Source organism: Streptomyces aidingensis, assembly GCF_900112355.1.
Taxonomy (GTDB): domain Bacteria; phylum Actinomycetota; class Actinomycetes; order Streptomycetales; family Streptomycetaceae; genus Streptomyces; species Streptomyces aidingensis.
On record NZ_FOLM01000015.1, the window covers coordinates 100,231 to 126,694 of the forward strand.

General features: G+C 72.6%; 12 protein-coding genes. 4 read left to right on the forward strand and 8 right to left on the reverse strand.

What is annotated here, in order from left to right; genetic code table 11:
* Positions 1–102: 102 nt before the first annotated feature.
* From BM242_RS23160 to BM242_RS23175, 4 genes are read left to right on the forward strand one after another with little or no spacing between them, the layout of a single operon-like run.
* Positions 103–4,173: a BREX-2 system ATPase PglY family protein gene (locus tag BM242_RS23160; RefSeq protein WP_093840849.1), complete on the forward strand. Its 4,071-nt coding sequence runs from the start codon at positions 103–105 to the stop codon at positions 4,171–4,173.
* Positions 4,173–6,959 carry a BREX-2 system phosphatase PglZ gene (gene pglZ, locus BM242_RS23165; protein ID WP_093840850.1) on the forward strand — a complete coding sequence of 929 codons (2,787 nt, stop codon included), beginning with the start codon at positions 4,173–4,175 and terminating at the stop codon, positions 6,957–6,959. Before BM242_RS23160 ends, pglZ begins: the two co-directional genes overlap by 1 nt.
* On the forward strand, positions 6,956–8,332 hold the full coding sequence (gene brxD, locus BM242_RS23170) for a BREX system ATP-binding protein BrxD (RefSeq protein WP_093840851.1): 1,377 nt from the start codon (positions 6,956–6,958) through the stop codon (positions 8,330–8,332). The genes pglZ and brxD overlap by 4 nt, the downstream gene beginning before the upstream one ends.
* Positions 8,329–10,497: a DEAD/DEAH box helicase gene (locus BM242_RS23175; RefSeq protein ID WP_093840852.1), complete on the forward strand. Its 2,169-nt coding sequence runs from the start codon at positions 8,329–8,331 to the stop codon at positions 10,495–10,497. Before brxD ends, BM242_RS23175 begins: the two co-directional genes overlap by 4 nt.
* Positions 10,498–10,608: 111 nt before the next feature.
* Here BM242_RS23175 and BM242_RS23180 read toward each other — a convergent pair whose 3' ends face one another.
* The 8 genes from BM242_RS23180 to BM242_RS23215 all read right to left on the reverse strand — a co-directional run bounded on the left by BM242_RS23180 (position 10,609) and on the right by BM242_RS23215 (position 26,362).
* The gene (locus tag BM242_RS23180) at positions 10,609–11,892 is read right to left on the reverse strand and encodes a TIGR02679 family protein (protein WP_093840853.1); all 1,284 of its coding nucleotides are present in this window, start codon (positions 11,890–11,892) and stop codon (positions 10,609–10,611) included.
* The gene (locus BM242_RS23185; RefSeq protein ID WP_093840854.1) at positions 11,889–16,058 is read right to left on the reverse strand and encodes a TIGR02680 family protein; all 4,170 of its coding nucleotides are present in this window, start codon (positions 16,056–16,058) and stop codon (positions 11,889–11,891) included. The genes BM242_RS23180 and BM242_RS23185 overlap by 4 nt, the downstream gene beginning before the upstream one ends.
* A complete protein-coding gene (locus BM242_RS23190) occupies positions 16,055–17,407 on the reverse strand; it encodes a TIGR02678 family protein (protein WP_093840855.1) in 1,353 nt (450 codons plus the stop codon). Before BM242_RS23190 ends, BM242_RS23185 begins: the two co-directional genes overlap by 4 nt.
* Positions 17,404–18,927 (reverse strand): TIGR02677 family protein, encoded by a 1,524-nt coding sequence (locus BM242_RS23195; protein ID WP_175541542.1) that lies wholly within the window; start codon positions 18,925–18,927, stop codon positions 17,404–17,406. Before BM242_RS23195 ends, BM242_RS23190 begins: the two co-directional genes overlap by 4 nt.
* A gap of 286 nt (positions 18,928–19,213) precedes the next feature.
* Positions 19,214–19,855: a hypothetical protein gene (locus BM242_RS23200; protein WP_139238411.1), complete on the reverse strand. Its 642-nt coding sequence runs from the start codon at positions 19,853–19,855 to the stop codon at positions 19,214–19,216.
* Between the two features lie 347 nt (positions 19,856–20,202).
* The gene (locus BM242_RS23205) at positions 20,203–21,168 is read right to left on the reverse strand and encodes an SUKH-3 domain-containing protein (protein WP_093840857.1); all 966 of its coding nucleotides are present in this window, start codon (positions 21,166–21,168) and stop codon (positions 20,203–20,205) included.
* Between the two features lie 2 nt (positions 21,169–21,170).
* Positions 21,171–25,676, reverse strand: a complete 4,506-nt coding sequence (locus tag BM242_RS23210; RefSeq protein WP_139238412.1) for a DUF6531 domain-containing protein — start codon at positions 25,674–25,676, stop codon at positions 21,171–21,173.
* 392 nt (positions 25,677–26,068) lie between these two features.
* Positions 26,069–26,362 (reverse strand): hypothetical protein, encoded by a 294-nt coding sequence (locus BM242_RS23215; RefSeq protein ID WP_093840859.1) that lies wholly within the window; start codon positions 26,360–26,362, stop codon positions 26,069–26,071.
* Between the last annotated feature and the right edge of the window lie 102 nt (positions 26,363–26,464).

Consider the following 26,464-nt stretch of genomic DNA (forward strand, 5'->3'; position numbering starts at 1 on the left):
GCATGCTGGCAGGATGGGATGCCGCGGGTGGCGCGGTGCCCGTGGCACGGGCGGGCGGCCCGTGACGGCAGGTCCCGAGGCGACGGGGAGTGAGACAGGCACATGGCGGTCGGCAACGGCATGGTGCTCAGAGATGTCCTCGACATCAAGGAGGACATGCGCGCGGGAGACTTCAAGGTCGAGCTGTCCGGCGGCTTCGGCTCCGCCGATGAGCTCGGCCGGCGCATCGAGGAGTATGTGGTCACTCCCCAGCTCGCCGACCAGTTCTCTGCGGCGCTCGGCATGGTGCGCGGCTCCCTCCGCAAGGGGGCGTCCTACGCCGCCTATCTGCACGGCTCCTTCGGCTCCGGCAAGAGCCACTTTCTCTCCGTGCTGCACGCGGTCCTGAACGGGGAGCCCGCGGTGCTCGGCAAGCCCCGGCTGCGCGAGGTGATCGCCGAGCACCAGGACTGGCTGCCCGGCAAGCGGTTCCTCATGGTGCCCTACCACCTGGTGGGAGCGGCCAACCTGGACTCGGCGCTGCTCGGCGGCTATGTCTCCACCGTCCGCAAGCTGCACCCCGACGCACCCACCCCTCCCGTCTTCCGGTCCGATGCCATGCTCGCCGACGCCCGTGGCCTGCGCGAGCAGCTCGGCGACGAGGCGTTCACCCGCCTGCTGAACGCCGCCGCGAATGTCGCGAGCACCGCGAACACGGCGAGCGCCGCCGCCTCCTCGGCCGGCTCCGGCGACGAGCTGGACGAGCTGGACGAGCTGCGGCCGATCGGCTGGGTGGAGGCGGTGTCCTGGTCCGCCGAGGACCTGGACCGCGCCTTTGCCGCGCCCGCCGGCGACCCGCTGCGCGACCGGCTGGTCTCCGCGCTGGTCAGCGGCCCCATGAAGTCCTACGCGAACAGCGTGCGCGGCGACGCCGCGGCCTATGTGCCGCTGGAGAACGGCCTGGCCGCCATGAGCCGGCACGCCGCGTCCCTGGGCTACGACGGCCTGGTGCTGTTCCTGGACGAGCTGATCCTGTGGCTCCAGGCGCACATGCGGGACCGGACCTTCGTCAACGACGAGATCATGAAGCTGGTCAAGCTGATCGAGTCGGGCGAGGCAGACCGCCCGGTGCCGGTCATCTCCTTCGTCTCCCGGCAGCGGGATCTGTCCCAGCTCATCGGCGCGGACATCCTCGGCTCCGACGTCAAGAACATGGAAAAGGCGCTGGAGTACCTGGAGGAGCGGTTCACCCTGATCAACCTGGAGGACCGCAACCTGCCGGAGATCATCAAGGAGCGGGTGCTCAAGCCCCGCCCCGGCCGGGAGCAGGCTCTTGAGTCGGCCTTCGCGGGCGCGGAGAAGTTCCAGCAGCAGGTCAAGGACGTCCTGCTGGACGGCGAGGGCGCCACACACGCCGGCTGGGCCGACTTCCGGGCGGTCTACCCGCTCTCGCCGGCCCTGCTGAACGTGCTGGTCGCGCTCTCCGGCGCGCTGCAGCGCGAGCGCACCGGCCTGAAGCTGGTGCAGCAGCTCCTGGAGAAGAACGCGGACACCAGGGTCGGCCGGCTCATCCCGCTCGGCGACCTGTGGGACGTGCTGGTGGACGGCACCGGAGCCGCCTTCACCGACCGGCTGCACAACGACTCCGAGGCGGCGCAGCGCTTCTACACCAAGGCCCGCGCCTGGCTGCTGGCCAAGTACCGCTCCGAGTCCCACCCCGACTTCCTCGCGGACGACCTGTTCGTCAAGACGCTGCTGCTCGGCGCGCTGGCCCCGGATGTGCCGGCGCTGCGGCGGCTGACCGGCGCCCGGCTGGCCGCGCTGAACCACGGTTCGGTGCGGTCCCGGACGGTGCCCGCGGGGCATGTGGTGATCCGCCGGATGCGGGAGCTCCAGGCGGAGTTCCCCACCGAGGTGCGGGCCGACGGCGAGGCCGACCCGGTGTTCTCGCTGCACCTCACCGACCTCGACATCGAGCCGCTGCTGGACGCCGTTGCCGAGGAGGACAAGGCGGGCGTGCGCCGCCTGTGGATCCGGGACCGGCTGTGGGCGGCGTTCGGCGTCACGGACACCCAGTTCGTCTCGGAGCGGGAGATCGTCTGGCGCGGCACCCGGCGCACCGCGGAATTCGTGTTCGGCAATGTCCGCGACCGGTCCAGCCTGCCCGACGAGCAGTTCACCGTGTCCGCCCCGGGCAATGTCCGCTTCGTGCTGGACTACCCCTTCGACGACAGCGACGCCTTCCCCAGCGACGACTTCCAGCGGGTGGAGCAGCTCCGTACCAGCGGGCAGGTGTCCCAGACCCTGGTCTGGCTGCCGCACTTCTTTTCCGAGCAGCGCAACGCCCAGCTCGGCCGGCTGATGCGGATCAACTTCCTGCTGGAGCGGGACCGGCTCGCCGACTACACCGGGAACTTCCCGCCCGACGACCGGGTGAAGATCCGCCGCCAGCTCGAATTCGGCCGTGACACCCTGACCAAGATCCTCACCGATGCCCTGGGCGAGGTGTACGGGATCGCCGCCGTGCAGGACGGGTCGGTGGCCGTGGAGGTCACCGAAGGTCGGCACCTGCTGTCCCTCCAGCCGGAGTTCCCGCGCCCGCAGCCGCAGGCCGGCAAGTCGTTCCTGGACAACGCGGTGCACCTGGCCGACGGCCTGTTCTCGGCCGTGCACCCCAAGCACCCCGACTTCGGCCCGGACGCGAAGGGACAGCTCAAGGCGGTCACGCCCGCGGAGCTGCGGACCGCGCTGGAGTGGGTCACCCGGGCCGTGGACGGTGGCGGTCGAGTGGAGGTGGAGAGCCACCAGCTCCGCCAGGTCAAGCGGATCGTCGAGCCGATGGAGATCGGCACGGTGCACGACGGTCCGCTGGTGCTGCGCAGCGACTGGCGCACCCGTATCAACCAGGCCGCCGCCAGGCACGGCGAGACCGGGGACCTGGCGGTGGAGGACATCCGCGGCTGGATCGCCGGCGACATCGGCTGGACCGGGCTGGACAAGCTGACCGCCAACCTGCTGATCGCCGTCTACGCCCTGCTGGACGACCGTGCCTGGGTGCTGCACTCCAGCCCGGATGTGGCGGCGCCCGATCTGAACGCCATCGGGCCGGGCTGGGCGCTGCGCTCGCAGCCCATGCCGGCCGAGGAGGAGTACGCGACCGCCCGCGAGCGCGCGGCCCAGCTGTTCGGCATCCGCTCGCAGCCGGCGCTGTTCGCCCGCAACGTCAACGGGCTCGCCCAGCAGGTGCGGCTGCGTGCCGAGCAGTGCGAGCCGGCCGTGGTGGGCATCCGCGCCGCGCTGGAGCGCCACGCGGCCCTGCTCGGCCTCGACGGGGCAGATGACGACGTTCATGTTGGCGGCCGTGGCGACGGCCGTGGGGGTGCGGACGGGTCTGCCCCGCGTCTGGCCCTGCTGCGCGACGCCGCGGCACTGCTCGCCCGCCTGACCCGGCACCGCACTGACAACACGGCCCTGGTGCGGGCGCTGGCGGCGGCGCCCCGGACGGTCGAGGACAAGGTGCTGGCCACCACTCTCTCCTCGGCGCCCGCGGTGCTGGAGGCGCTGGACGACGCGGACTGGCAGATGCTGCGCAGCGTCCGGGGCCTGGCCGGCCGGGACGACAGCGTGGGGGACCGGGCCCGGCGGCTGCTCGGCCAGGTGCGGCGGACGGCGCGTGCCCCGGAGAACGAACGTGCGCTGGCACCCGTGCTGGGCACGATCCGGGAGACCGGCATGGAGATCGTCAACGCGGCGCTGAGGGTGGAGCGGGCCGCCCCGCTGGTTCCGACACCGGCACGGGAGGCCGGTGCCGATGGCGTCTCGCTCGGCGAGCACGCCGACCCGGTGCTTCCGGCCCGGAGTCCGGAACCCGGCGCCGGGCACCGGCCCGGCCCGGCCGGCGGCAACGGCTACGGGGAGGGGGACGGCTGGGCCGGCACGCCGCGGTCCGGGGCGGGCCCGGCCGGCGGGCGTCGCCGGGTGATCCGGCCGGGTGCCGCGGAGGGCGGGCTCACCGAGGCCGAATCGCTCCTGGCAGCCGAGCTGGCCGCGGTGCAGGGCGAGATCAGTGCGTTCCTCGCCGCCCATCCCGGGGTGGCCGTGGAGGTCTCCTGGGGTGCGGTGCCGACGGGCAGGGACGGCGGGAACACCGGCTCCCTGGAGGCCGGCCTCGCGACCGACCGGGAGGAGCCCTGATGGCGCCGCGCCCGGTGGTCGGCCGGCGCGTCATCGAAGCGCTGCTGGAAACGGAGCTGATGAACGCCGAGGGGCGGCGGCTGCTGCTGGTCGACGCCGTGCACGAGGAGTCGGGCCACTGCGGCGAGTTCACCCTCCGCGCGGACGGGCGGATGCACCGGGTCCGCGTCACGGACCAGGACTCCGCACTCGGTATCGCCGACGCCTGGCAGCGGCACCTGGCCGAGCCGGAGGACGCCGGCGAGGAGCGGATTCTCGTGGTCACCGGGCGGGTGCCCGCCGACCAGATCGGCTGGGATCTGCGGGCCCAGGCAATGCGCGGCCGTCCGGTCGGGGTGGACCGGGCGGACATCGTCAAGCAGCTGTTCGGGGCTGCCGACCTGGACCCGCGGATGGTGGGCGAGACCTGGCTGCTCGACGCCATCCTGGACACCGAGCCGCCCGGCGGCTGGCCCCGGTCGGGCACCGTGGTCACCCGCGACCACGCCGTGCGGGCGCTGATCTCCGCCCGGCTGGGGCTGGGCGACGTCACCGCCGACACCCTGGACCTGGACGCCGACCGGCTGTTCTCCTGGACCCGCACCGCTGCCGGTCCTGCCGCGTTCGCGGCCCTGCCCGCCGCCCAGCGGGAGGGCCTGACCGGGTGGCTGGCCGAGGCGGTGGGGCCGTCCGCCCCGACGCTGCTCGCGCTGGCCGCCGCCGGCCGCGGCGGCGACGCGCTGCCGCTGGGGGCGCTGGCCACGGCCGTGCTGCATGCGGACGCGGGAAACGCGGCCGGGTTCGGTCTGGGTGCCCTGTTCGGGCAGGCCCTGGAGTCCTACGACCGGCTGCCGCCGTTCGCCGAGGCAGCGGACGGGGTGCTGAGCCGGTGGATCGCACAGGCCGAAGGCGCGGGACAGCACAGCGAGGAGGCCCGCGACCGGGTGCTGGCCGTGCTCGACCGGGCGGACCGGCTTGCCCAGGAGGCGCATCTGTCCGGGCCGCTCAGCGGCGACCGGATGCTGCCGTCCGGCTACCGGGCCCGGCTGCACGCGCTCGCCGACGCCCTGGACAGCCGCGAGCCGGCCGCCGCGGAGGCGGCGCTGCGCCGGGTCACCGAGCACCAGTTGGCCGAGCTGCACGCCGAGTCCACGGCCGCGGCGCGCGCCGCGGTGCGGCTGGTGCGCTGGCTCGCCGGGCCGGTGCCGCAGGTGACGTCCGTGGCACAGGGGGTGCGGGAACACCTGGCGTCCTGGGGCTGGGCGGACCGGGCCGTCAGCGTGCTGACCGAGGGGGACGCCGGGCGCGATCAGGCGGTGGGCCACGCGTACGAGAGGCTGATAGGAGCGGTCCGCCAACGCCGCAGCCTGCTGGACGAGCAGTTCGCCGAGCGGCTGGCGGTGTGGGCCGAGGGCGCCTCCCAGCAGGCCCCCTCCGGGGCGCTGCTGATCGAGGACGTGCTGGAGAAGGCAGCCGCGCCGCTCGCCGCCAAGGACTCCCGGCCGCTGATCCTGGTGCTGGACGGCATGAGCGCGGAGGTGGCGGTGCAGCTCGCCGACGGACTCGACCGCCGGGTGTGGACCGAGATCGTGCCGAAGACGGGGCAGGGCGGGGTGCCCGGCCGGCTGGCCGCCGTATCCATGCTGCCCACGGTCACCCGGATCAGCAGGGCGTCCCTGCTGAGCGGGGCGGCCACGGCCGGCGGGCAGTCGGCGGAGCAGGCCGGGTTCGCGGCCTTCTGGAAGAAGCGCCATCGCAGCGCTGCGCTGTTCCACAAGGGCGGCTATGAGGGCGGTCCCGGCCACCGCCTCGCCCCCGCGCTCCTCGACGCCCTGGTCGGTGATCAGGTTGTCGGGGTGGTGCTCAACACCATCGACGACTCCCTGGCCAGCGGCCGGGAGGGCAGCCGCACGCACTGGCGGCTGCGGGATGTGGCCAAGCTGCCCGACCTGCTGAACGCGGCCCGTGACTACGGCCGGCCGGTGCTGCTGGTCTCCGACCACGGGCATGTGGTGGACCGTACGCCGCACGGCCACCGGCCCGCCGATGTGCCCGGCGCCGAGTCCGCGCGCTGGCGCACCGGTGCGCCCGGGGCCGGGGAGGTGGCCCTGGCCGGGCCACGGGTGCTGGCGGCGGACGGCAGGCCCACCGCCCTGACCGCCGCGTGGCGGGACGATCTGCGCTACACCGCCCGCCAGGCGGGGTACCACGGTGGCGCCTCGCTCGCCGAGGTCACGGTCCCGGTGATCGCGCTGGTGCCCTCCGCCGATCTGATTCCGCAGAACTGGACCCTCCTGCCACGCGAGCGGACCGCGCCGGCCTGGTGGCGCGGCGGCCCCGCGGATGGTGATTCCCCGGCGGCGGTGCGTACGACGGCACCGATGGCGGCGCCGACGACGGCCGCGCCGGTGGTGGCCGCCGCGGGCGGCGGCCGGAAACACCGGGCGCAGCACGGTGAGGGCATCTTCATGCTGCCCGGCCTGGGCACGACGGGCGAACGCGTGGTCCAGACCGCGCAGTTCCGCGCCCAGCGGGAGTTCGTGCGGCACGCCCCGACCGAGAAGGCCGTGGCGGCCGTCATCGACGCCCTGCTGGACGCCGGGGGCAAGCTGTCCCCCGGAGCGGTCGCCGCGGCGGCCCAGGCCGCGACCGGCAAATCGCAGCGCAATCCGGAGCGGTTCGCCACCGTGCTGGAGCGGCTGCTCAACATCGACGGCTACCCGGTGCTCGGCCTCGTCGACTCCGGGCACACCGTCCAGCTCAACAAGGCACTTCTGGAGCAGCAGTTCCTGGCGGACCGGTCATGACCACACCCGCCCGCGACATCAGTGCCGCCCGTCGCCGTGACGTGATCGACGCCCTGCGGCGGGGAACCGTGCCCCGCTCGGGCCTGGACCTGTTCGCCGTCGGCATGGAACGCTTCGCCGCCGCGCTGGACGACGACCTGGCCACCGTCGCCCGGGGCGGCTCCGCGTTCCGTGCCGTACGGGGCGAGTACGGCTCCGGCAAGACCTTCTTCGCCCGCTGGCTGGCCGAGCGCGCCAAACGCACCGGGCTGGCCGTCAGCGAGGTGCAGATCTCGGAGACCGAGACCCCGCTGCACCGGCTGGAGACTGTGTACCGGCGGCTTGCCGAGCGGCTCACCACCGCCACGCACCCGCCCTCCGCGCTGCGTGCCGTGGTGGACTCCTGGTTCTACACCCTGGAGGAGGACATCCTCGACGCGGGTGAGGTGGCGGACGGTGACGAGGCGGCGCTGGCCGCGGCGGTGGAGGAGCTGATGGAGCGGCGGCTCGCCGAGGTCGCCCGCACCACCCCCGCCTTCTCCGCCGCCCTGCGCGGCTACCGGCGGGCGGTGGCCGACGGAGACGGCGCCACCGCCGAAGCGTTGATCGCCTGGCTGGGCGGGCAGCGGTCGGTGGCCGCCTCCGCACGGCGGGCCGCCGGGGTGCGGGGCGATCTGGACCACTTCGGGGCCCTCGGCTTCCTGCAGGGGCTGCTCACCGTGGGACGCGACTGCGGGCACCCGGGTCTGCTGCTGGTGCTGGACGAGGTGGAGACGCTCCAGCGGATGCGCGGGGACGTGCGGGAGAAGTCCCTCAACGCGCTGCGCCAGCTTCTCGACGAGATCGACGCCGGCCGCTTCCCGGGCCTGTTCCTGGTCATCACCGGCACTCCGGCCTTCTACGACGGGCAGCAGGGCGTGCAGCGGCTCGCCCCGCTCGCCCAGCGGCTGGCCACCGACTTCACCACCGATCCCCGGTTCGACTCGCCGCGCGCCGTTCAGCTCCGGCTGCCCGGCTTCGACCTGCCCGGCCTGGGGAGGCTCGGCCGGAACGTCCGTGCGGTGTACCAGGGTGCGGCCCGGCACCCGGAGCGGGTCGCGGCCCGGGTCGACGACGCCTACCTGGACGAACTCGCCGCCGCGGTCACGGGCGGGCTCGGCGGCAGGGTCGGGGTCGCGCCGCGCGTCTATCTGCGCAAGCTGGTCGCCGATGTGCTGGACCGGGTGGACGAGTTCGAGGATTTCGACCCCCGGCGCCACTACTCCCTCACCCTGGGCTCCGCCGAACTCAGCGAGGTGGAGCGCAACGCGGCGGGCGGTGCCATGAGCGCCGCGGGTTCCGTGGGTTCCGCCGGTCCCCCGGGCGCGGACGGCGTCGAGCTGGACCTGCCGTGACCGGTGAAGGCGGTGCGTTCGACCTGCTGGACCCCGTGCTCGGCCACCACATCGTGAACTCGCTGGGCTGGCGCAGCCTGCGCCCGCTGCAGGAACAGGCCGTCGGGCCGCTGCTGACCGGCGAGGACGCGGTGCTGCTCGCGCCGACCGCCGGAGGCAAGACCGAGGCCGCCGTCTTCCCGCTGCTGACCCGGGCGGAGCGGCACGGATGGCAGGGCACCTCCCTTCTCTACGTCTGTCCGCTGCGGGCACTGCTGAACAACCTGCTGGCGCGGCTGGAGACCTACACCGGCTGGCTCGGCCGTACCGCGGCCGTGTGGCACGGCGATGTCGCCACGGGCCGACGCCGCCGGATGCTGACCGAACGCCCGGATGTGCTGCTGACCACGCCGGAGTCGCTGGAGGCGATGCTGGTCAGCGTCCACGTGGACCACCGGGCGTTCCTTTCCGGGCTGCACTGCGTGGTGGTGGACGAGGTCCACGCCTTCGCCGGGGACGACCGGGGGTGGCACCTGCTGGCGGTCCTGGAGCGTGTGCAGCGGATTGCCGGGCGCCCGCTGCAGCGGGTCGGGCTGTCCGCGACCGTGGGCAATCCCGGGGAACTGCTGGCCTGGCTCCAGGGATCGGGGCACGGCCGGCGGCCCGCCCGCGTCGTCGCTCCCGAGACGGCGATACCGCCCGGTGCCGCCGCACCGGACAGCCCACCGGGCGGCACGCCGGACGCCGCGCCGGACATCGAGCTGGACTATGTGGGTTCCCTGGGGAACGCGGCCACCGTCATCGCCGCCCTGCACCGGGGCGAGAAGCGACTCGTCTTCTGCGAGAGCCGCCGTGCGGTGGAGGAACTGGGCGAGCAGCTCCGGCTGCGCGGCGTCACCACCTTCCTGTCGCATGCCTCGCTCTCCGTGGCGGAGCGGCGCCGTGCCGAGGCGGCCTTCGCCGAGGCACGCGACTGCGTCATCGTCTCCACCAGCACCCTGGAGCTGGGCATCGACGTGGGGGACCTGGACCGGGTGATCCAGCTCGACGCCCCGGCCACTGTCGCATCCTTTCTCCAGCGCCTCGGCCGCACCGGCCGGCGGCCCGGCACCACCCGCAACTGCCTCTTCCTCGCCGTGAGCGACGAAGGATTTCTCGCCGCCGCGGCCCTGCTGCTCCAGTGGTCCCGGGGATGGGTCGAGCCCGTGGCGCCGCCTCCGGAGCCGCGGCACATCGTCGCGCAGCAGCTTCTTGCCCTGTGCCTTCAGGAACACCGGGTGGGCGACGCCCTGTGGGCGGAATGGTGGCACGGTCTCGGCCCCTTCGAACCGCGGACCGCCGCTCCCGTGGTGCGTCACCTGGTCGAGCAGGGCTACCTGGACCGGGACGGCGATCTGCTGTTCATCGGTCCCGAGGCGGAACGGCGCTTCGGGCACCGGCACTTCATGAACCTCACCGCCGTCTTCACGGCACCGCCGGAGTTCACCGTGCTCAACGGCCGCACCGAGATCGGGCGCACCGATCCCGATCTGCTCACCGAGGAGGTCGAGGGGCCGCGCAAGCTGCTGCTGGCCGGACGGAGCTGGCTCGTCACCTACATCGACTTCCGGCGGCGACGGTGCTTCGTGGAACCGGCCGAGGGGGGCGGGCGTGCCAAGTGGAGTTCTTTCGGCTCCACGCGCATCCACTCGTCTGCCCTCACCCGTGCGGCACGCGACGTCCTGCTCGGCACCGATCCACCGGTGCGGCTGACCCGGCGTGCCCGGGCCGCCCTTGCCGAGGCGCGCGCCGTCCGGGCGGGCACCGTTGATCCGGCGGGCACGGTGATCACCCGGCGTGCCGACGGCGAGGTGCGCTGGTGGACCTGGGCCGGCCACCGCGCCAACGCCACTCTCGCGGCTTCGCTGCCCACCGCGGTCTCCGTCCATCACCGGGTCGACGACTGCTGGGTCCGCCTGCGGGCCGATGTGACACCCACGCTGTGGCGCACGGCGGTCGCGGATGCCGCCGAGCGTCTGTGCCTGCCGGAGATCGACGAGCGTGCCGTCAAGGGGCTCAAGTTCGCCGACGCCCTGCCCGCGTCCCTCGCCCGGGCAACCCTCGCCCAGCGCATGGCGGACCCGGAAGGTGCCCGGCGGGCACTGGCAGAACCCGTGTCGTTCACCCAGGCCGAAGCCGAGGGGTGAACCCCCGCGGCCGCCGTCCGGCCGCAGGTCCGCTCACCGCGCGGCGCCGCCGGGAGCTGGCCGAAACATACCGCCGGTGGGAGGACAAATACGCCGTTTCTCTGCGGGACATCAGGGTCGGGCGGGCGGAGGCGACACGGAGCCTGGAGGTCTTCCTGAGGAACCTTGGCTACCGGTGAGGTCCGTGAGGAGGCGGGGGAGGACGGCTTCTTCGGGGATCGCGGTGGCGTGGTGGCGGAGGGCGGGGGCCAGGGCGGGGTCCCAGGGGGCGTCGGTGATGCGGCCGGGGGAGGGGCCGGCGGCGGTGGTGCGCAGGGCGTCGAGGTAGTCGGCGGTGGTCATCCGCCAGGGCCGGGCCGGGGTTCTGGCGAAGATGTGGGCGGCGATACGGAGGCCTTCGCCGTCGAAGTCTCCGTGATAGCGGAGCGGTGAGCCGGCTTCGGCCAGCAGGCGCAGCAGCAGCATGACGGCACCGCCGGGCCAGCCGGAGGTGCAGACCAGGGGCGGGCAGCCGGGGCCGAAGCGGTGCAGGGCGGCGGCGAGCACGCTGGGGTTTTCGGTGATGTGGACGGGCACGGGCGGCGGCGTGAAGGCGCCCGGTGAGCGGAGCTGGGTAAGGGTGAGCGAGACGGCGTGGCCGGCGTCGGCGCAGGTGCGGGCGAGGGAGGCGAGGAGACCGTCACCGGCGGGGCGGAGCCCCGCGGCCAGCACGGTGGAGGAGAGTCCGTCGTCGGTGACACCGGCGAGGTTCCACAGGTGGCGGCGGGCCGCGGCGTCGGTGGGCGGGTCGGTGGCGTGCAGTGCGGCCAGGGCGCGCAGCACGAGCGTGGACAGCCGGGTTCCGTCGTCCAGGGCGTGGGGGTCGCCGCGCAGCAGGCGGGTGGCGAGTACGGGGAGCGGCTCGCCCTGGGCGGGCAGGGCGGCCAGGACCGCCAGCGCGTCGGTGAGAAGTGCGCGGCCGGCGGTGGCGGAACCGGCGGTGAGGCCGGTGGAGCGGGTGTGCTCCACCCAGTCGAGGAGGGCGGGCTGCGCCGTCACCACGGGATGGGTCTCCAGCCAGGACCACAGGGCGGTCCGTTCGGACTGCGCGCGCCGCCGGTCCGCGGCGCGGTCGGTGAGCGGGCCGACGACGGCGGCGGCGACCTCCCTGGTGGTGAGTCCGTACGCCTCGGACAGGGCGCTGTCCAGGCGGGCGAGAGGCACGGTCGGGCGGGGGCCGGGGAGGCGGGCCAGGCCCAGGAGGTCTGCCAGGGCGCTGCGTTCCTCGTCGTCCAGGGGACCGGGGCGGAGCCGGGTGACGGGGTGTCCGGAGCTGAGGCGGTGGTGTGCGGTCTGCCAGAGTTTGCGGAGTTCCGGGCGGTCCAGGGCCGTGAGGGGGGTGGGGCGGTCGGTCATCGGGCGGCGTCCTCCGGCAGGAGGTGGGCACCGGTCCAGGTGAAGCGGGCGCTGGTGACCGCGTCGTCCCCGCCGTTGTCCGCATCCTCGGTGATCAGCTGGTGGATGGCGATGCCGGGGAGTTCCCGGTAGGTGCACCACTCGTGGTCGGAGGTGAGGGCCAGGTCCAGGTCGAGAGCGCTCAGCAGGGCGAAGACCTGTCCCCGGTTGGCGCTGTCCACGCCGACGAAGACTTCGTCGAGGAGAATCAGGCGCGGGGCCCGCGGCACGGCCTCGTAATAGGCGGCCACGGCCGCGAAGAGCGGCAGGTGCAGAGCAATGGCCTTCTCGCCGCCGGAGAGCGCACCGTGCAGCTTGCGGGTCAGTGGCTGCCAGCCGCGCTCGTCGTCCCGGTGCAGCCGGACGGTGAACCGGTGCCAGCGTGTGTAGTCGAGAACCTCGGCGAGCTGGTCCTCCCAGCCGGTCGCCGTATCGCGGGCCTTGGCCTCGTCGATCCGGGCGCGGAAGAAGTCGTGCAGCGCCCGGTGGTCCGTCTCGGTGAGGTGCCGCGGATCCTTGAGCAGCAGGTCGCGGGCGGTCCGGGTGCCCGGCGGAAGCTCGGGGTCCACGTCCCAGTCCAGGCGCACTGCGACGTTGGAGGCGGTACGCACCTCGTCCAGGTGCTTGTTCATCCGGTCCACCAGGGCGTTGGCCTGGCGGATGCGGTCCGCGAGGTGACGCCGGGTGTCACCGGTCAGCGTCCGGTCGAACAGATCGCGCTCGGCCGCGGTGATGTCTTCCGCGCTCCGGTCCCGGTCGGCGATGAGCGTCGTGAGGAGCTGGGCGGCGCCCACCCGGATGCCGTCGAGCGTGGCGGTGAAGATCTGGACGTCCTCATCGGCCTCCAGATCGAGGTCGGCCCGTTCTCCGAGGTCCTGGCGGGAGCTGTGGACCGCGTCGGCGAGCCGGGTGTAGGCATCCCCCAGATTGTGGGGTGCGTGCGGCAGGGACGGCCAGCGCGCGGCCACGGTACGGGACGCCTCCAGGGTGGCGCGGGTGCCGTCCTGCGCGCTCAGGGACAGCGGCAGTCCGGCGTCCTCGGCCAGGCCGAGCCCGCACAGGTGGCGGAACCGGGCCGCCGCGGTGTTCCGTTCCCCGACGGCTTCTTCGCGTCGGCGGACCTCGGCGGTCATGGAGGCTCTCAGGGTCGCGATGCGGTCGGCCAGGCGGAGCAGTCCGGCGTCCAGGGCGGCGGCCTCCTTCCGTGTGCGGTCCCGCTCCCGGCGCAGATCGCCGATGCGGCGGGCGGTTTCCCGGTAGTCCTCCCCGATGGCGCTCTCCACGGCCGCTCGCCGGGCGGCGAGTGCCGTGGCCTCGGCCCGTGCCCGGTCGGCGTCACCGGCGGCGTCCGCTGCGGTGCGCGTGGACCTCTCGGCCTGTTCACGCACCATGGCGGCGGCCCGCCGGGCGGCGGTCCACCGGGTGCGGGCGTGCAGCCAGGCGCCGACGGTGTCCTGGAAAGTGGTGACGGCCTCCAGCACGGAGTCCAGCCCTCGGGGCTCGGCGGGCAGGCCCTGCTCGGCCGCGAGCGCGGTCAGAGCACGCAGGGTCTGCCGGACATCGCTTTCGCATCGGTCGAGCCGGATGACGGCGGCCCGGACCGCGTCCTCGCGGGCCGCCGTCCGTGCCTCGGCACGTTCCAGGGCCTGCCGGGCGCTGTCCAGCGGCCCATGCGAAGGGCGGCTGCGCAGCTCCAGGTCGAGCCGTCGGCGGCGCTCGTCCAGCGTGTGCAGCCGGTCGTCGAGGGCGGCGACGGCGGCGGTGGCCTCCTCGAGTTCGCGGGTGAGTTCGTCGATGCGGCGGAGCCGGGCCCGCTCCCGGGCCGCGGCGCCGATGTGGGCGGATTCCGTCTTGGCCCAGCTTCCGGTGAGCCCGGCCAGCCGCCAGTGCCCGTCGGCGGAGACGGCGGCGACAGGTGCCGCGGGCAGGGTGGGGGCGGGCAGGGTGGGCCCGTACGCGATACCGGAGAGGATGCGCTGGACCCGCTCGACGCAGACGGGGGATTCCGGCTCCGGCCGGAGGATGTCCAGCAGTGAGGGGCCGTGCACGGGGTGCGCGAGATCCGCCTCCGCGAAGGTGTCGTGGCCGGATACCCGGAAGCCGGTGTGCGGGCCGACCCAGGCGTCCAGCAGGCCCGCTGCTTCCAGGGCTGCTTCCACCCCTGCCTGCACCGCGGCGGGCACGTCGTCACGGAAGGAGACCAGCCGCCACAGCGGGGCGCCCTCCCTCGCGGTGCGGTCCGCGGTCCGGGTGTGCGGGGCCCGGGGCGGCAGCCCGGCCGCCTCCGCCAGGCGGTCCAGCTCGGCCATCAGCCCGCTGCGCCGCTCGGCCGCAGCAGCACGGGCCGCGGCCACGGTGGTGCGTTCTTCGGTGATCCGGCGGTCGGCGTCCCGTGCGGCGGATTCGACGATCGCCTGCACGGTGTCCCGCGAAGCGGCCCGGTCGGAGAGAGCGGCGGGTTCGGTGATGCGGAGCTCGGTGCACCGGTCGGCCCACTGACGCAGTTCGCCCGCCAGGGTGTCAAGAGCCTGCTCATGGGCACGCGCCGCTGCGGCCTGGGAGGTCACGGCCTCCGCAAGCTGCGCCCGGTGCTCCTCCAGCGCGATCTCGGCGGCGGTGCGGGCGTCGACCGCCCGCTCGTGCCGTTCTCCGGCGCGGCGGACCTGGGCGACCTGGTCCCGGCGGCTGTTCACCGCGCCGTGCAGAAGCTGCCGGGCGGCCTGTTCCGGCCGCTCCTCTTCGGCGCCGCCGGCGCCGTCGGCGCCGCGGGAGGGATCGACGGCGACACCGAGCAACTGGTCCAGTTCTTCGGCAACGGACTCCATGGCGGCCCGCCGGGCCGCCAGGCGGACCTCCGCACGGGCCTGGTCGTGCTGACGGCCGGCATGGCCGGCTCGCTCGGCCGCTTCCGTCCGCCGCTGTGCGTCCTGTTCGGCGACGGCCGCCAGGGAGTCCGCACGGTCCCGGGCCGCCTCGGCCGCGCGCTCGGCGCCATCGGCCCGGCGCCGCAGATCGTCGAGTTCGCTGCCGCGCCGGTAAATCTCGCTGTCGAGCAGGCCGTCGATGGCCGCCTCCAGTTCCAGCCCCTGCGCGTTCGCCCGGTCCCGGCCCTGCTCGGCTTCGGCGCGCTCGGCAAGGGCGGATTCGAGCTTCGCCTCGCTCTCCCGCGCCTCCCGGGTGACGTTGTCCAGGTCCGTCGTGGCGGAGATCAGCCGGCCGGCCGCGGCCCGCAGCACGCGCTGGACATAGGTGCGCTGGCGGGCGGCGAGCGTCTCCGCGGCGGCCACCTCCTGGTCCAGCTTGCGCAGCCGTTCCCGCTGCCGGTCGAGCCGTTCGAAGCCTTCGGCGAGTTCGCCGATCTCGGCCTCGCCCAGCGGCGGAAGTGCCCGCGAGAGGAGGGTGGAGAGCAGGGCCGGATCAAGGCGCTGGGAGAGTTTGGGTGTGCGCAGCTGGAGAAGGGCGGTCAGCAGGGCGTCATAGCGCTGCTCGGTCATGCCGGGGAAGAGTGTGTGGCGGACGGTGGCGCGGTATTCGGCGGCGGACGGGAAGAGTGCGCCCCGGCCCTCGGACAGCGCGTCGCCCAGCTCGCGGCGGGTGAGAGGCCGGCCGCCGGCGTCGACCAGGTACAGGCTCCCCGGCTCGTCCGGCTGCTCAGGGGCCGCCAAGTGGCTGATGCGCCGGCCGGTGATGAAGAAGTCCGCGGTGACGGAGGTGGTGTGGACCGTCGCCTGGAGCCGGGCGCCGCAGCAGAACCACTGGGAGTGTCCGGCCTCCTCGCGGGTGAACTCCAGCCACACATAGCCGACACGGGTGCGGCCGGAGGCGCCTTCCCCCATGAGGTTCCAGTGCATCGTCCGTTCGGAGCCGCCGAAGGTGGACAGCCGGTTCGGGCGGAGACTGGCGTCCAGCAGGAACGGCAGCAGGAGTTCGAGTGCCTTGGACTTGCCGGTGCCGTTGGGGCCACGCAGCAGCAGGCGGCCCTGGTGGAAGGTGAAGACCTCGTCGTAGTAGCGCCAGACATTGAGGATGCCGGCCCTGGTCGGCCGCCAGCGGTCCGCTCCGGGCACGTGGCCGTGCGGGCCGGCCGCCGCGTTCCGGGTCCGGTCGGCGAGCTTGATGACCGTCACCCCAGTGCCTCCTTGTCGCGGGCTCCCTCGTGGGCTCCCTCGTGGGCTTCGTCAGCGTCCCGGTGCCCGTGGTCCGGTCCCCGTTGCCCTTGGCCCGCTGCCCGTTCCGGTGCCGGCCGGCCATCGGGGCCGGATATGGTCACGCGGTACCGGGCTGCGGCGGGCAGCGCCGTGATCCGGTCCGCCGTGCGGCGTGCCAGCCCGAAGCCGCACAGCACGTCCACGGCATCGGCCGCCAGACGGGGGCCGCCGCCCTCGGACCGGTACCCCGCGGCCCAGCGGGGATGCCGGCCCAGCAGACGCTCGGCCTCGGCCGCAAGCTCTTCCGGCATGGCGCCGGCCGGTGACCGGAGCAGGAAGTCCAGCAGGAGCAGCGCGGCCGTCTTCGCCGTTCCTGAGCCGTCGGGAAATGCGGAGTCGGTGGCGATCCCGTCCGGATCGGCGAGCAGGATGCCCTCAACCCGTTCCTCCAGCACGAAGCCGGCCTGGGCGGCAGCACGCCGCACAATCTGGCGCCCGGTGGGCGAGAGGAGGTAGGCCCCCTCGTCGGGGGAGAGGTCCTCGCGGTGGAGTACCGGGTCGTCGAACAGCCTGCGCAGCACCGAGTGGCGCAGTCGCAGGTTGCGCTGGCTTTCGGATATCAGGCCGGTGGGGGCCGTGTCGCCGGTCTCGCCGTAACGGCGTTCCCGCATCAGGCCGTCCAGCAGTTCGTCGAACCGTACGGGGATGCCGGCCGGCGGCAGGGCGAGCCGCGAAGGGGCTTCAGGGGCGGCGATCAGCCGCATGAGAAGCGTGGTGTCCACCCGGTAGAGGACCTTCGCTTCCGCCGATTCGGCATAGCTTTCGGTGGTGCCGTCCACGGCGCGGAGCGCACCGAGGGTTTCCAGCAGCCGGAGCACGTCGACGAAGGCCATCCGCTCGGCCCGGGAGGCGGTGTCGAACAGCGGGACTGCCTCGTCCTCGGCGGTGGCACGCACCACCCGCTCGGCGAGCAGGCCGATGGTGGTGACGGGTACGGACAGCAGTTCCGCCGCGGCCACGCACAGCAGCGTGTAGCGGCGTCGGTCGAATGGGGCCCGGCCGGCACGCGCCCGCCGGGCCGGTCGGGAGGCGTCCGCCGTCTGCCGGACTTTGAACAGCCGGGCGTATCCGAGCCGGGGTTCGAAGGCAAGGGTCCAGCCGAGGTGGTAGTCGAACCACTGGACGAGCGGGTCCCGGCGGCGCCGGACCAGCTCGAACGCCTCGGGATCGTGCCGTCTGGTCAGCAGCGGCCGGGCGAGCAGCAGGCGGATGGCCCGGGAGATTTCGTCGCGCTCGGCGACCACGAGCTGATTGGCGAGATTACTCATCCACCGGCCCTTCCGTCCCCGGCGGGGCGCGCGGCGGAGCCGGCCACACGTACCTCGACGAGATAGTCCGGGCCCGTGAGCCACCCGCGCCCGGTGCGCAGAACTGCCGGAGCGGAGGTGGCCGGGGGCGGCCGGAGCAGGATGTCCACCCTGCCGTCACCGGTGGTCGCACGCCGGATGCCGGTCTGGTCGGGCCGGGCCGCCAGGGCCCGGCCGAGCAGGTCGAGCAGCCGCTCGAAGACCGTGTGGTCCAGCTCGCCGAAGCGGGACAGCGGAAGGGGGCCGTCCGTGCCGAGCATGCTCCACGCGGCCTCCAGCTCGGCACGCTCCTGGCGGGCCCGGGCGGCGCGGCGGGCCCGCAGAGCGTCCACCGGGCGGACCTTGCCGGTGCGGCCGGCCTGCTGTGTCCGGCCCGATGTGCGCAGCAGGGCGGATACTTCCACCGGAGGCGCGTCGGCCCATGAGGCGGAGGACGGAATGAGTTCCGGGTCGGGCTGGTGCAGGTGGGCATGTCGGGATGAGGCCAGCCCGAAGGCCAGGTGCCACAGCCGGTGCAGGTCCTCCTCTCCGGGTGCCAGGGCGAACCACCGGGCCAGCTCACGGAAATCCTGGGCTGCGTTGGAGGACCGGCGACGGGCCTCGTGAATGCGGTCGAGCGCCTGAAGCAGAGTGATGATCGCCCGGCGGGCGACATCATGCAGTTGCTCGACCCGGGCGGGCACACCCTCGGGAGGCAGGAACCATGCCCGCAGGCCGTCCCAGCGGGCACGGCGGTGCGCCAGCCAGGCGGGTACGGGATCACCGTCGGGCACCGGGGGGAGCTCGGCACCGGCCAGCGCCCGCTCATGCAGCAGGCTCACGCCATTCTTCTCGACCTGGGCGGCGGCCGCGGCGATGGCGCGTGCTCTCTGGTCCAGATTGGTCAGGAACTCCTGAAGGTAGGCCACGGTCGCGGACTTGACCTCCCGGAACGTGCCGGTATCTGCGCTTTCGGCGCGCAGCAGGCGCTGCAGTTCGCTGTTGAAGGTTCTGGTGTTGTCCAGCAGGGCTTCCAGATGACCCTCAAGTTCCTGAAGCGTGGTGTAGATCCGCCGGTCCGCGGACCCGGGAGTCTCCAGCAGTACACAGAGCTCGGCGAGACGGTCCGCGATGGCATCCAGCACGGCCGTCTGGAGAGCACCGGTGGACGCCAGAGCCTCCAGGGCGTGCCGCACACCGGCGATCGCGGCCTCGCCCTGCCGGGTGAGGGAGTACTGAAGATTGCGCCGCTCGTATTCATCGGCGGTGCGGTAGTTCTCGGCGTGGTTCTGGACCACGTCGAGCAGGTTCCACTCGCGGAGCTGCTTCAGTGCCCTGATCAGCTCCTCGTCGGTCAGAGGAGTCAGCCGGCCGCCCGCACGGAGCCGGGCCCGGACATCGTCGAGCCCGAGCGTGGTCTCCAGCCGCTCGTTGGCGGCGGCGAAGGCGTCGAGTATCGCCTGGTACAGATGCGCCCAGTCACCCCATGTGAACCGGAACATCTCCGGCGGAATCCTGCGCACCGCCACCCCTCCTCCCGCCGGCTCCGATCCGGCCCGGCTGGGCACCCCACTCTAGGCGCGTTTGTGACACCGTGACCCCGAAGCAGGCATATCCGGCACACGCGGCCGGGGCCGTGCCCACTGTCAGTTGCCGCTGGGGCGTCGGGCCGTCAGCGGGTGATGGCCTGGATCTCCTGGACGGTGAGTTCGTGGGTGGTCTCCAGTACGGCGTCGGGCAGCGGCTGTGAGGTATCGGTGCCGGTGGCGGTCCAGGACATGGTGGCCGTCAGGGTGTGGAGGTGCCGGGTGTGGCGCGGTGGCAGGTGATTCCGCACGGGGGTGTCTCGCCCTCGTGTGCCGGGGTCCAGGGCAGGCCGATGGTGCCGTCGGGGTTGAGGATGCAGCGGCCGTCGGCGGGGTGCAGTGTGGCGTCCTCGGTGCCGGGGTCCAGGGTCAGGGCTCCGGGGACGGCGGTGGTGGTGACCTCCAGGCCCAGGACGTCGAGGATGGCGGTGGCGGAGACCTCACTGATGGCCGCGGTGTCCTGCCAGATCCAGGTGGGCAGGTTCACCACCTGCGGCCGGTCCGCGTCGGGGCTGAGAGAGATGGAGGTCTGGGGCAGTGGCAGCCATTCGTAGGCGGCCTCGGCGAGGGTTTGCGGGCTGACCGCCAGCGGCTGGCCGACGGGCGTCTCGCTGCGCTCGGCCCATATTCCGTAGGCGGAGCAGGCGGACGCCGCCGCGGTGCCGCGGTGGTCCGGATTGGCCACCCCGACCCAGAACCAGCCCTCGCCCTCGATGTCCAGGTTGTAGTCGGTGTACGGCTCCCCGCGCTGGTAGTAGTCCAGCAGCCGCTCCCGGCTGGGGGCGATGTCCTCCTCCGGGATCCGGGTCCAGGACTGCAGCAGCCGCTGCGTGTAGTCCCGCATCTCGGATGCGGTGCGCGGCTCGTACCAGCACGCCGGCGGCGACCATTCCCCGGACCCGGCGCCCGGCACCGCCACCCCCGGCGGTTCGGTGCCCGGTGCTGTCCGCGCCGTCGATCCGGTCGTCGGAGTCGCCGGAGCCGGAGCCTGCGGAGCAGGCCCCGGTCAGCAGGCCGACGGTGAGGAGCGCAATGGGCAGAGCGAGACGGCGCTTCATGGTGGAGATCCCCCAAGCGATGCGTAACGGTGACGCTGTGTGCTCCAGCCTTAACCATGCCGCTACCGGCGTTGCGAGGGGATGGTCGTACTGGGCCTCGCGCGTCACAGAGAGACAGCGAATCGGTGGTCTGCTATCGGATGCCGCGGATGAGCTTGTCCAGGGCTTCGTCGGCGGTGTCCGCGAGGAGTTCAACAACGTCCATACCGAAGTAGACGGCCCCGTTCTCTGCCATGCCCAGATACTGGTTCGCCTGGACGGCGTCACCGATGGGGTAGAGGTAGGTCCCGGCCTCCTCACTGAGAAAGTCGAAGATCTCGAAGTCCAGCTTGGCGACCAGGGGATCGAGCCGGACGGGGGAGCGGGCCATGGTCCTGCCCGGCCCCTTCGTGTTGAGCTCCAGTCCGCCGAACTCGGTGAGGAACCGGCGGGCGGCTTCATTCGCCTCAAAGCCTTCGTCATTCTCACGAAGGACTTGCTCCCACTGCGCCGTGGACACCGAACGGCCCGGAAACCAGCCGGACCGGCGCAGCATCCAGTCGGCCTCGGCGGACCACCGGGCACCGGAGCCCGCACGGGCCCCCACCGGAACGGTCTCGCCCGGGAACTCCAGATGGTCCCCCGCCAGGACGAACGGGAGAGGAGCGTCGGTGTGCCGCTCCATGACGAGTTTCTCCAGCGCGAGAACACCGGTGTCGGCGAGCAACTGCGCGCCGCCGTCGCCGGTGCCGATCCAGACGGCGCCGTCCTCGCTCATGCCCAGCCGGCTTGCGCCGCTGTCGGCATGGCCGAGCGGGTACAGGCGGGCCCCGGCGCTCTCCTTGAAGCGTGCGAAGGCTTCCCGGTCCGCCACCGCCACGCGCGGATCGAGGCGGAACGGCGACTGCGGCATGATCGGTCCCGGCGTCCACTCGTCGGTCGACAGACCGCCGAACTCGGTGAGAAACCGCCGCACCGCGTCATGCATCCCAAGGCCCAGCTCCGCACGCACCGGCTCCTCCCAGCGCGTGACCGGCACCGACCGCTCCGGGTACCAGCCCGTCGACCGCATGACGCGCAGGGTCAGCGCGGACCATCCGGCCCGAGGTACGTCAGTCATGTCTACACCACCGCCGTGATTCCGAATTGTTCGAGCACATCCTTACAAGAAGGACACGGAGGCTTCGGCGTCCCGTGCGCGTCGTTGCCCGACGCGCGCACATTCACGGCGGCCATCGTGCCCCCACGAGGGTCGACGCCTGCGTGCAGTGCATCCGACAGCGCCTCTGCCTCGCCACATCTCCCATGCTGTCCCCCCATTCTCTGCTTGATGTCGGTCGGCACCCGGTCGTAGGCCGCCTGAACGTCCGGGTGGAGGTTGTGGTTGCCGCCGCCCTTGATGCTGGCGCCGCTGAAGGTCTGGGGGTGTCCGGGGACGGAGAGCCCGGCCGCGCTGGTGGGGCGGGTGTGCTTATTCGCTCCAGGCCGAGCCTGCTCCAGATCCGCCCGGGCCCGGGCAGCGGCCCGCGCAGCGGTCTCGCAGTCCGGGGCGAGGCCGAGGGAGTCGGTTTGGGTGTGCGGGTTGGCGACGTAGGCGCGGGGGTTGGGGCCCGGGGCGAGGCCGAGCGGGTCCAGCGACATGTACTGGCCCGTCTCCGGGTCGTAATGGCGCTGGTAGTTGTAGTGGAATGCCGTTTCCGGGTCGTGGTACTGGCCGGGGAAGCGCAGGGGGCAGGCGGCCTCGCCGGAGCGGGCATCGGGGAGTTGGGCACCCCACAGCGTGGTGCGGGAGTGCCAGGCAATGCGGCCGTGGTCGTCGACGAGTTCGGTCGGGGTGCCGACCAGGTCGGTGACGATGGCGTAGAAGCGTTCGTCGATCCATTCCTGCGGCTGCTCGGATGCGGGAACGCGGTGGGTCTGGGCCACCGGGCTGAAGCGGTCGCGTTCCCAGTCCCAGACGGTGCACTCGGCGGTGCCGTCCTCGGAGAGCACGGTCTGCTCGGCGGGTACGAAGCCGTCCCAGGTGAAGACCACCTGCTCGGCCACGGTGCTGCCGTCCGCCCCGAGCCGCTGCTTGGCGATGCGGCGGCCGAAGGGGTCGTAGCGGTATGCCCAGCGCGTGCCGTCGGGGGTGATCACGCCGGTCAGCCGGTCCTGGCTGTCCCAGGAGTAGCGCCAGACGTCCGGCTTGCGGGACAGCCGCTTGCGGCGCCGGACCACGACGCGGCCCTGTGCGTCGTATTCGTAGGTGATGTCCCGGCTGCTGCGGGAAGCGTCGGGGCGGGGCGGGTTCGCCTGGTGCCATTCCCCCTGGGCGAGGTTGCCGGCGTCGTCGTACGCGTAGCGTTCGGTCCAGGTGGCGGCCTGCACGGCGGTGACCCGGCCGGTGCTGTTGACGTCGATGGTCCGGTAGCCGCGCAGCAGGTCGGTGATCGCGCTGACCGTGCCGTCGGCCCGGTAGCGGTAGGAGCGGTGCTGGACCGGGCGCGGTCCGGGGGTGTCGGGAAGGCCGTGTGCGGTGAGGGTCTGGGTGCTGAGCCGGCCGGCGGCGTCCCAGGTCTGGGCAAGGACGGCGGCGCCGGTCCGCCGTTCGGTCTCCCGGCCGGCCGCGTCGTAGCCGAAGGTGACCGTGCGCCCGGCGGTGCGCAGGGAGACCGGCTTGTCGCGTCCGTCGTACTCCCACACCGATTCGGCGTTCGAAGGGGTGGTGCGGCGGATGCGCCGGCCGAGGATGTCGTAGACGTTGCGCAGGGTGGCCCCGTTGCAGGTCTCGGCGAGGATTCGGCCCATCGGGTCGCGCTCGTAGCGCAGTTCGGCGTCCGGGCTGTGGGCATGGAGCAGGTTGCCCATCGGGTCGTAGGTGAAGGTGGTGACGCCTTCGGGGGTGTACTGCTCGGCGATCTTGCCGAGGAGGTTGCGCACGTACGAAGTGGTTTCCCCGGCGGCGTTGGTCATCCCGGTGAGGCGGCCCGCCGCGTCGTGCCGGTAGGCGCGGGTGCGGCCGTGGAAGTCCTGCTCCTGGGACAGCCGGCCCGCCGCGTCGTAGTGGTACCGCCAGGTCTGGCCGAGCTGGTTGGTCACCGAGGCCAGCCGCAGCTCGGTGTCGTAGGCGAACTCCAGGCGGGTGCCGTCCGGGTCGGTGCGGGCGGAGGGGAGGTCGAAGACGGTGTACTCGAAGCGGGTGACGTCACCGGCCGGGCCGGTGTGCACGACGAGGTTGCCTTCGGGGTCGTACTCCCGTTGTTCGGTGGTGCCGTCGGGGAGGGTGCGTCGGCTGAGCAGCCCTTCGGGGGTGTAGGAGAAATGCGTCCGTCCCCCGGAGGGATCGGTGAGCAGGACGAGCCTGCCGAAGGCGTCGCGCCCGGTGAGAGTGGTGGCCCCTTCGGCGTCGGTGGCGGACACCGGCATGCCCGCCGCGTCGGTCTCCATCCGCACGGTGCGCCCGGCGGCGTCGGTGATGGCGGTGACCGAGCCGGTGCTGTTGTAGCGGTAGGCGATGCGCGCCCCGGCCGGGTCGGTCTCGGCGGTGAGGTTGCCGCGGGAGTCGTACTCCAGCCGCCAGACGCCGCCATCGGGCTGGGTGACCGCCACGGGCAGGCCGAACTCACCGTTCTCGGCGGTGGTGCGGTGACCGTCGGGCCGCACCACGGCAGTGGGGGAACCCTGCTCGTCGTACTCGTAGCGGGTCGTGTGCCCCAGCGGATCGGTCAGGGACAGCAGCCGGTCGTAGCGGTCCCATTCCCGCCGGGTGGTGTTGCCGAGCGGGTCGGTTTCGGCGACGAGCTGGTAACTGTCGTTGAACTGGTAGACGGTGGCGTGCCCGAGGGAGTCGGTCGCGGTGGTGCGGTGGTTGTGCTCGTCGTAGGCGTAGCGGTATTCCAGGGCGCGGTCCGTGCCGGTGGAGAAGACGCACCGGCCCGCGTCGTCGTACTCGTAGGCGTACCAGAGCCCGTTGCGGTCCTCCCAGCGGATCAGGCGCGCATGGTCGTCGTAGGTGAAGTCGTGCGGCAGCCCGGAGGAGTTGAAGACCTTGGCCAGGTTTCCGGCGCCGTCGTAGTCGTATGCGCGCAGCACCGGCTCGTCCGGCGCCGACAGCAGCCGCAGGGAGGTGATGCGCCGGTCGTAGACGGCGACGCCGATGCGGTAGCCGCCGGAGTGGCTCACCTCCCGAGGATCGCCGTTGTCGTCGTAGTGGACGTCAATGCGGTTGTTGTTGCGGTCGGTGACGGCGGCCAGCGGCAACTCGTTCCCGGGACGGCCCGCCACGTGGGCGAAGTGGAGGGTGTGCCCGGTATCCGGCCGGTGGATCGTGAGCGGGGTGCCGGGCCGGCCGTCCCAGGCCAGGCCCCAGCGCGGGCCTTCGACGGGCAGCACCGGGTGTTCGGGGTCGGGCAGCGGGACGGGATAGAGCAGCGTCATGCCGTCGGCGGCGAAGAAGCGCACCCCGTCGTCTGCCAGCACGAGCCGCAGGTCGAGGGTCGAGCTCCAGGACGAACCGAAATAACGGCCGTCCCGGTAGCCGGAAATATGGTGCCGCTCGATGATCAGAGGCAGCGCCCCGGGCAGCTCCACATCGATGGCGGACATGAACAGCTCGCCGGTGGCAACGTCCACGGGATCACCGCAGCCGTTGCGCTTGGCCATCTGCTTGGCCTGCTGCCGGATGGTCCTGCCCATGCCCTTGGCTCCGGCGGCCAGCCCTTTCATCCCGGATTTGATGCCCTTGAGCAGCCCGGCGGCGGTGGTCAGGCCCTTCATGCCCGGAATGCAGTCAAGTGCCGCAAAAGCGACATCCCAGAGGGATGCCTCCCCATTGGCGTATTTGATGAGGGTGTCGGCGAGGACGATGAGGGCGGCGGCGAGGACGAGGAGGGCGAGGGGGCCGCCGATGATCATGGCGACAATGCCGACGACGGCGACGATGACCTTGCAGACATTGACGATGGTGTCCCAGTTGTCCACCACCCAGTCGACGGCCTTCTGCCACCACTTCTTGTTCTGTATGCCCGCGTCGGAGGCCTCCTCCAGATCGCGCTTGCAGCGTTCTGCGGCCTCCTCCCGGGCTTCCTTGGCCTGCTGGGCCAGGGCGATCGCGGCGTTGAGCTTCTCCCGGGCGTCGTCCACCGCCGTCTGGGCGTTGCCGGCGTCGAGCTGGGCGTCGGACAGGGCGCGCCGCACCTCCGCCGACACCTCGCCCTCGTCCGGGGGTTCGGCCTCCTCCTCGGCGTCCTCCAGCGTGGAGGTGGCCCGCTCCAGCCAGGACCGCGCGGTGGCCAGCTCCGCCCGCGCGTCCTCCGCGTCCGTCAGGGCCTGGTCGGCGTCGCGCTGGGCGTCCTCCAGTTTGGGGGCGTAGGTGAGCAGGGCCTGGCCGGCCAGGTCGTAGGAGGTGTGGAGTTTTTCGAGGTTGGGTGGGACCTTGTCGAACTTGTCCTGGTAGGCGTCGGCCGATTCGCCGACGAAGGAGGCAAGGGTGCCGTCCTCGCCCAGCGCCCGCACCTTCTGCAGGGCGTCGAAGACGTCGTCGGCGAAGGTGGTGAACTTGTTGCCCAGCTGCTCGATCCGGGGCGGATCGCCCGGAGTCGGGTCACCGTCCATGTCCAGCGGTGACCAGTCCGACGCCCGACCCATGCCCCTCGCCCCCCGTAGCGTCCGGCCTGCGAAGTGTGTGGAAGGCCAAACTAGCCATGGGAGTTGCCCTGGGCAACATTCTTTGTGCGCGGGGTGACCAGGCGGGCGTAGCGGGAAACGGTCATGCAGTGCGCGGGGCAACGCGGGGTGGGCCGAGGTGATGTGCCCCGGGTTCGGTGGAGTCGGGTTGCTGAGCAATCAGTCAACCCGTACTTCCGGAGGGCCTCTTCCATGCCCCGGAGTTATCCGCCTGAGTTCCGCCGCATGGTCCTGGATCTGGTCGAGTCCGGTCGCAAGGTCGCAGAGCTCGCCCAGCTTGCTCGGGACCAGCGACCAGACCATCTACACATGGCGTCGTCAACACCGTATCGACACCGGTCAGGTGCCCGGTCTCACCGGCTGCCGTCTCTGAGGAAGCTGCCCCAGGCCCAGCACAGCACCGGGAAGCCGAGTTCTGCGACGGCAAGGCGTGCGGTCTTGGCGTCGGACGGCTCGACGCCGGTGGCCTCGGCGATGAGGTCCTTGACGTAGTAGACGCCGCTGCCGACGAGGGCATACCAGTCGCGGTGCTGGTTGAAGGTGCTGCTGTGCGCGGGGGTGAGACGGGAGGCCGCGGCCTCGGCCTGCTCGCGGGTGATGGTGTGACGCCGGCCGTCGGCGTTGAACTGTGCGGTGCTCGTGCTCACGATGAAGGTCCCCTTCCTCTGCCGGCCGCAAGCCCTGAACCAGGAGCGGCGGCCAGTTACTTCAGGAACGCTCGCACAGGAAGCCGGGTGTGGTGCCCCGAT

Bases quoted from the DNA above. Each gene is read 5' to 3' on its own strand.
- BM242_RS23160 (WP_093840849.1), top strand. From the start codon at position 103: ATGGCGGTCGGCAACGGCATGGTGCTCAGAGATGTCCTCGACATCAAG.
- pglZ (WP_093840850.1), top strand. From the start codon at position 4,173: ATGGCGCCGCGCCCGGTGGTCGGCCGGCGCGTCATCGAAGCGCTGCTG.
- brxD (WP_093840851.1), top strand. From the start codon at position 6,956: ATGACCACACCCGCCCGCGACATCAGTGCCGCCCGTCGCCGTGACGTG.
- BM242_RS23180 (WP_093840853.1), bottom strand. From the start codon at position 11,892: ATGACCGACCGCCCCACCCCCCTCACGGCCCTGGACCGCCCGGAACTC.
- BM242_RS23190 (WP_093840855.1), bottom strand. From the start codon at position 17,407: ATGAGTAATCTCGCCAATCAGCTCGTGGTCGCCGAGCGCGACGAAATC.
- BM242_RS23195 (WP_175541542.1), bottom strand. From the start codon at position 18,927: ATGTTCCGGTTCACATGGGGTGACTGGGCGCATCTGTACCAGGCGATA.
- BM242_RS23200 (WP_139238411.1), bottom strand. From the start codon at position 19,855: ATGCGGGACTACACGCAGCGGCTGCTGCAGTCCTGGACCCGGATCCCG.
- BM242_RS23205 (WP_093840857.1), bottom strand. From the start codon at position 21,168: ATGACTGACGTACCTCGGGCCGGATGGTCCGCGCTGACCCTGCGCGTC.
- BM242_RS23210 (WP_139238412.1), bottom strand. From the start codon at position 25,676: ATGGGTCGGGCGTCGGACTGGTCACCGCTGGACATGGACGGTGACCCG.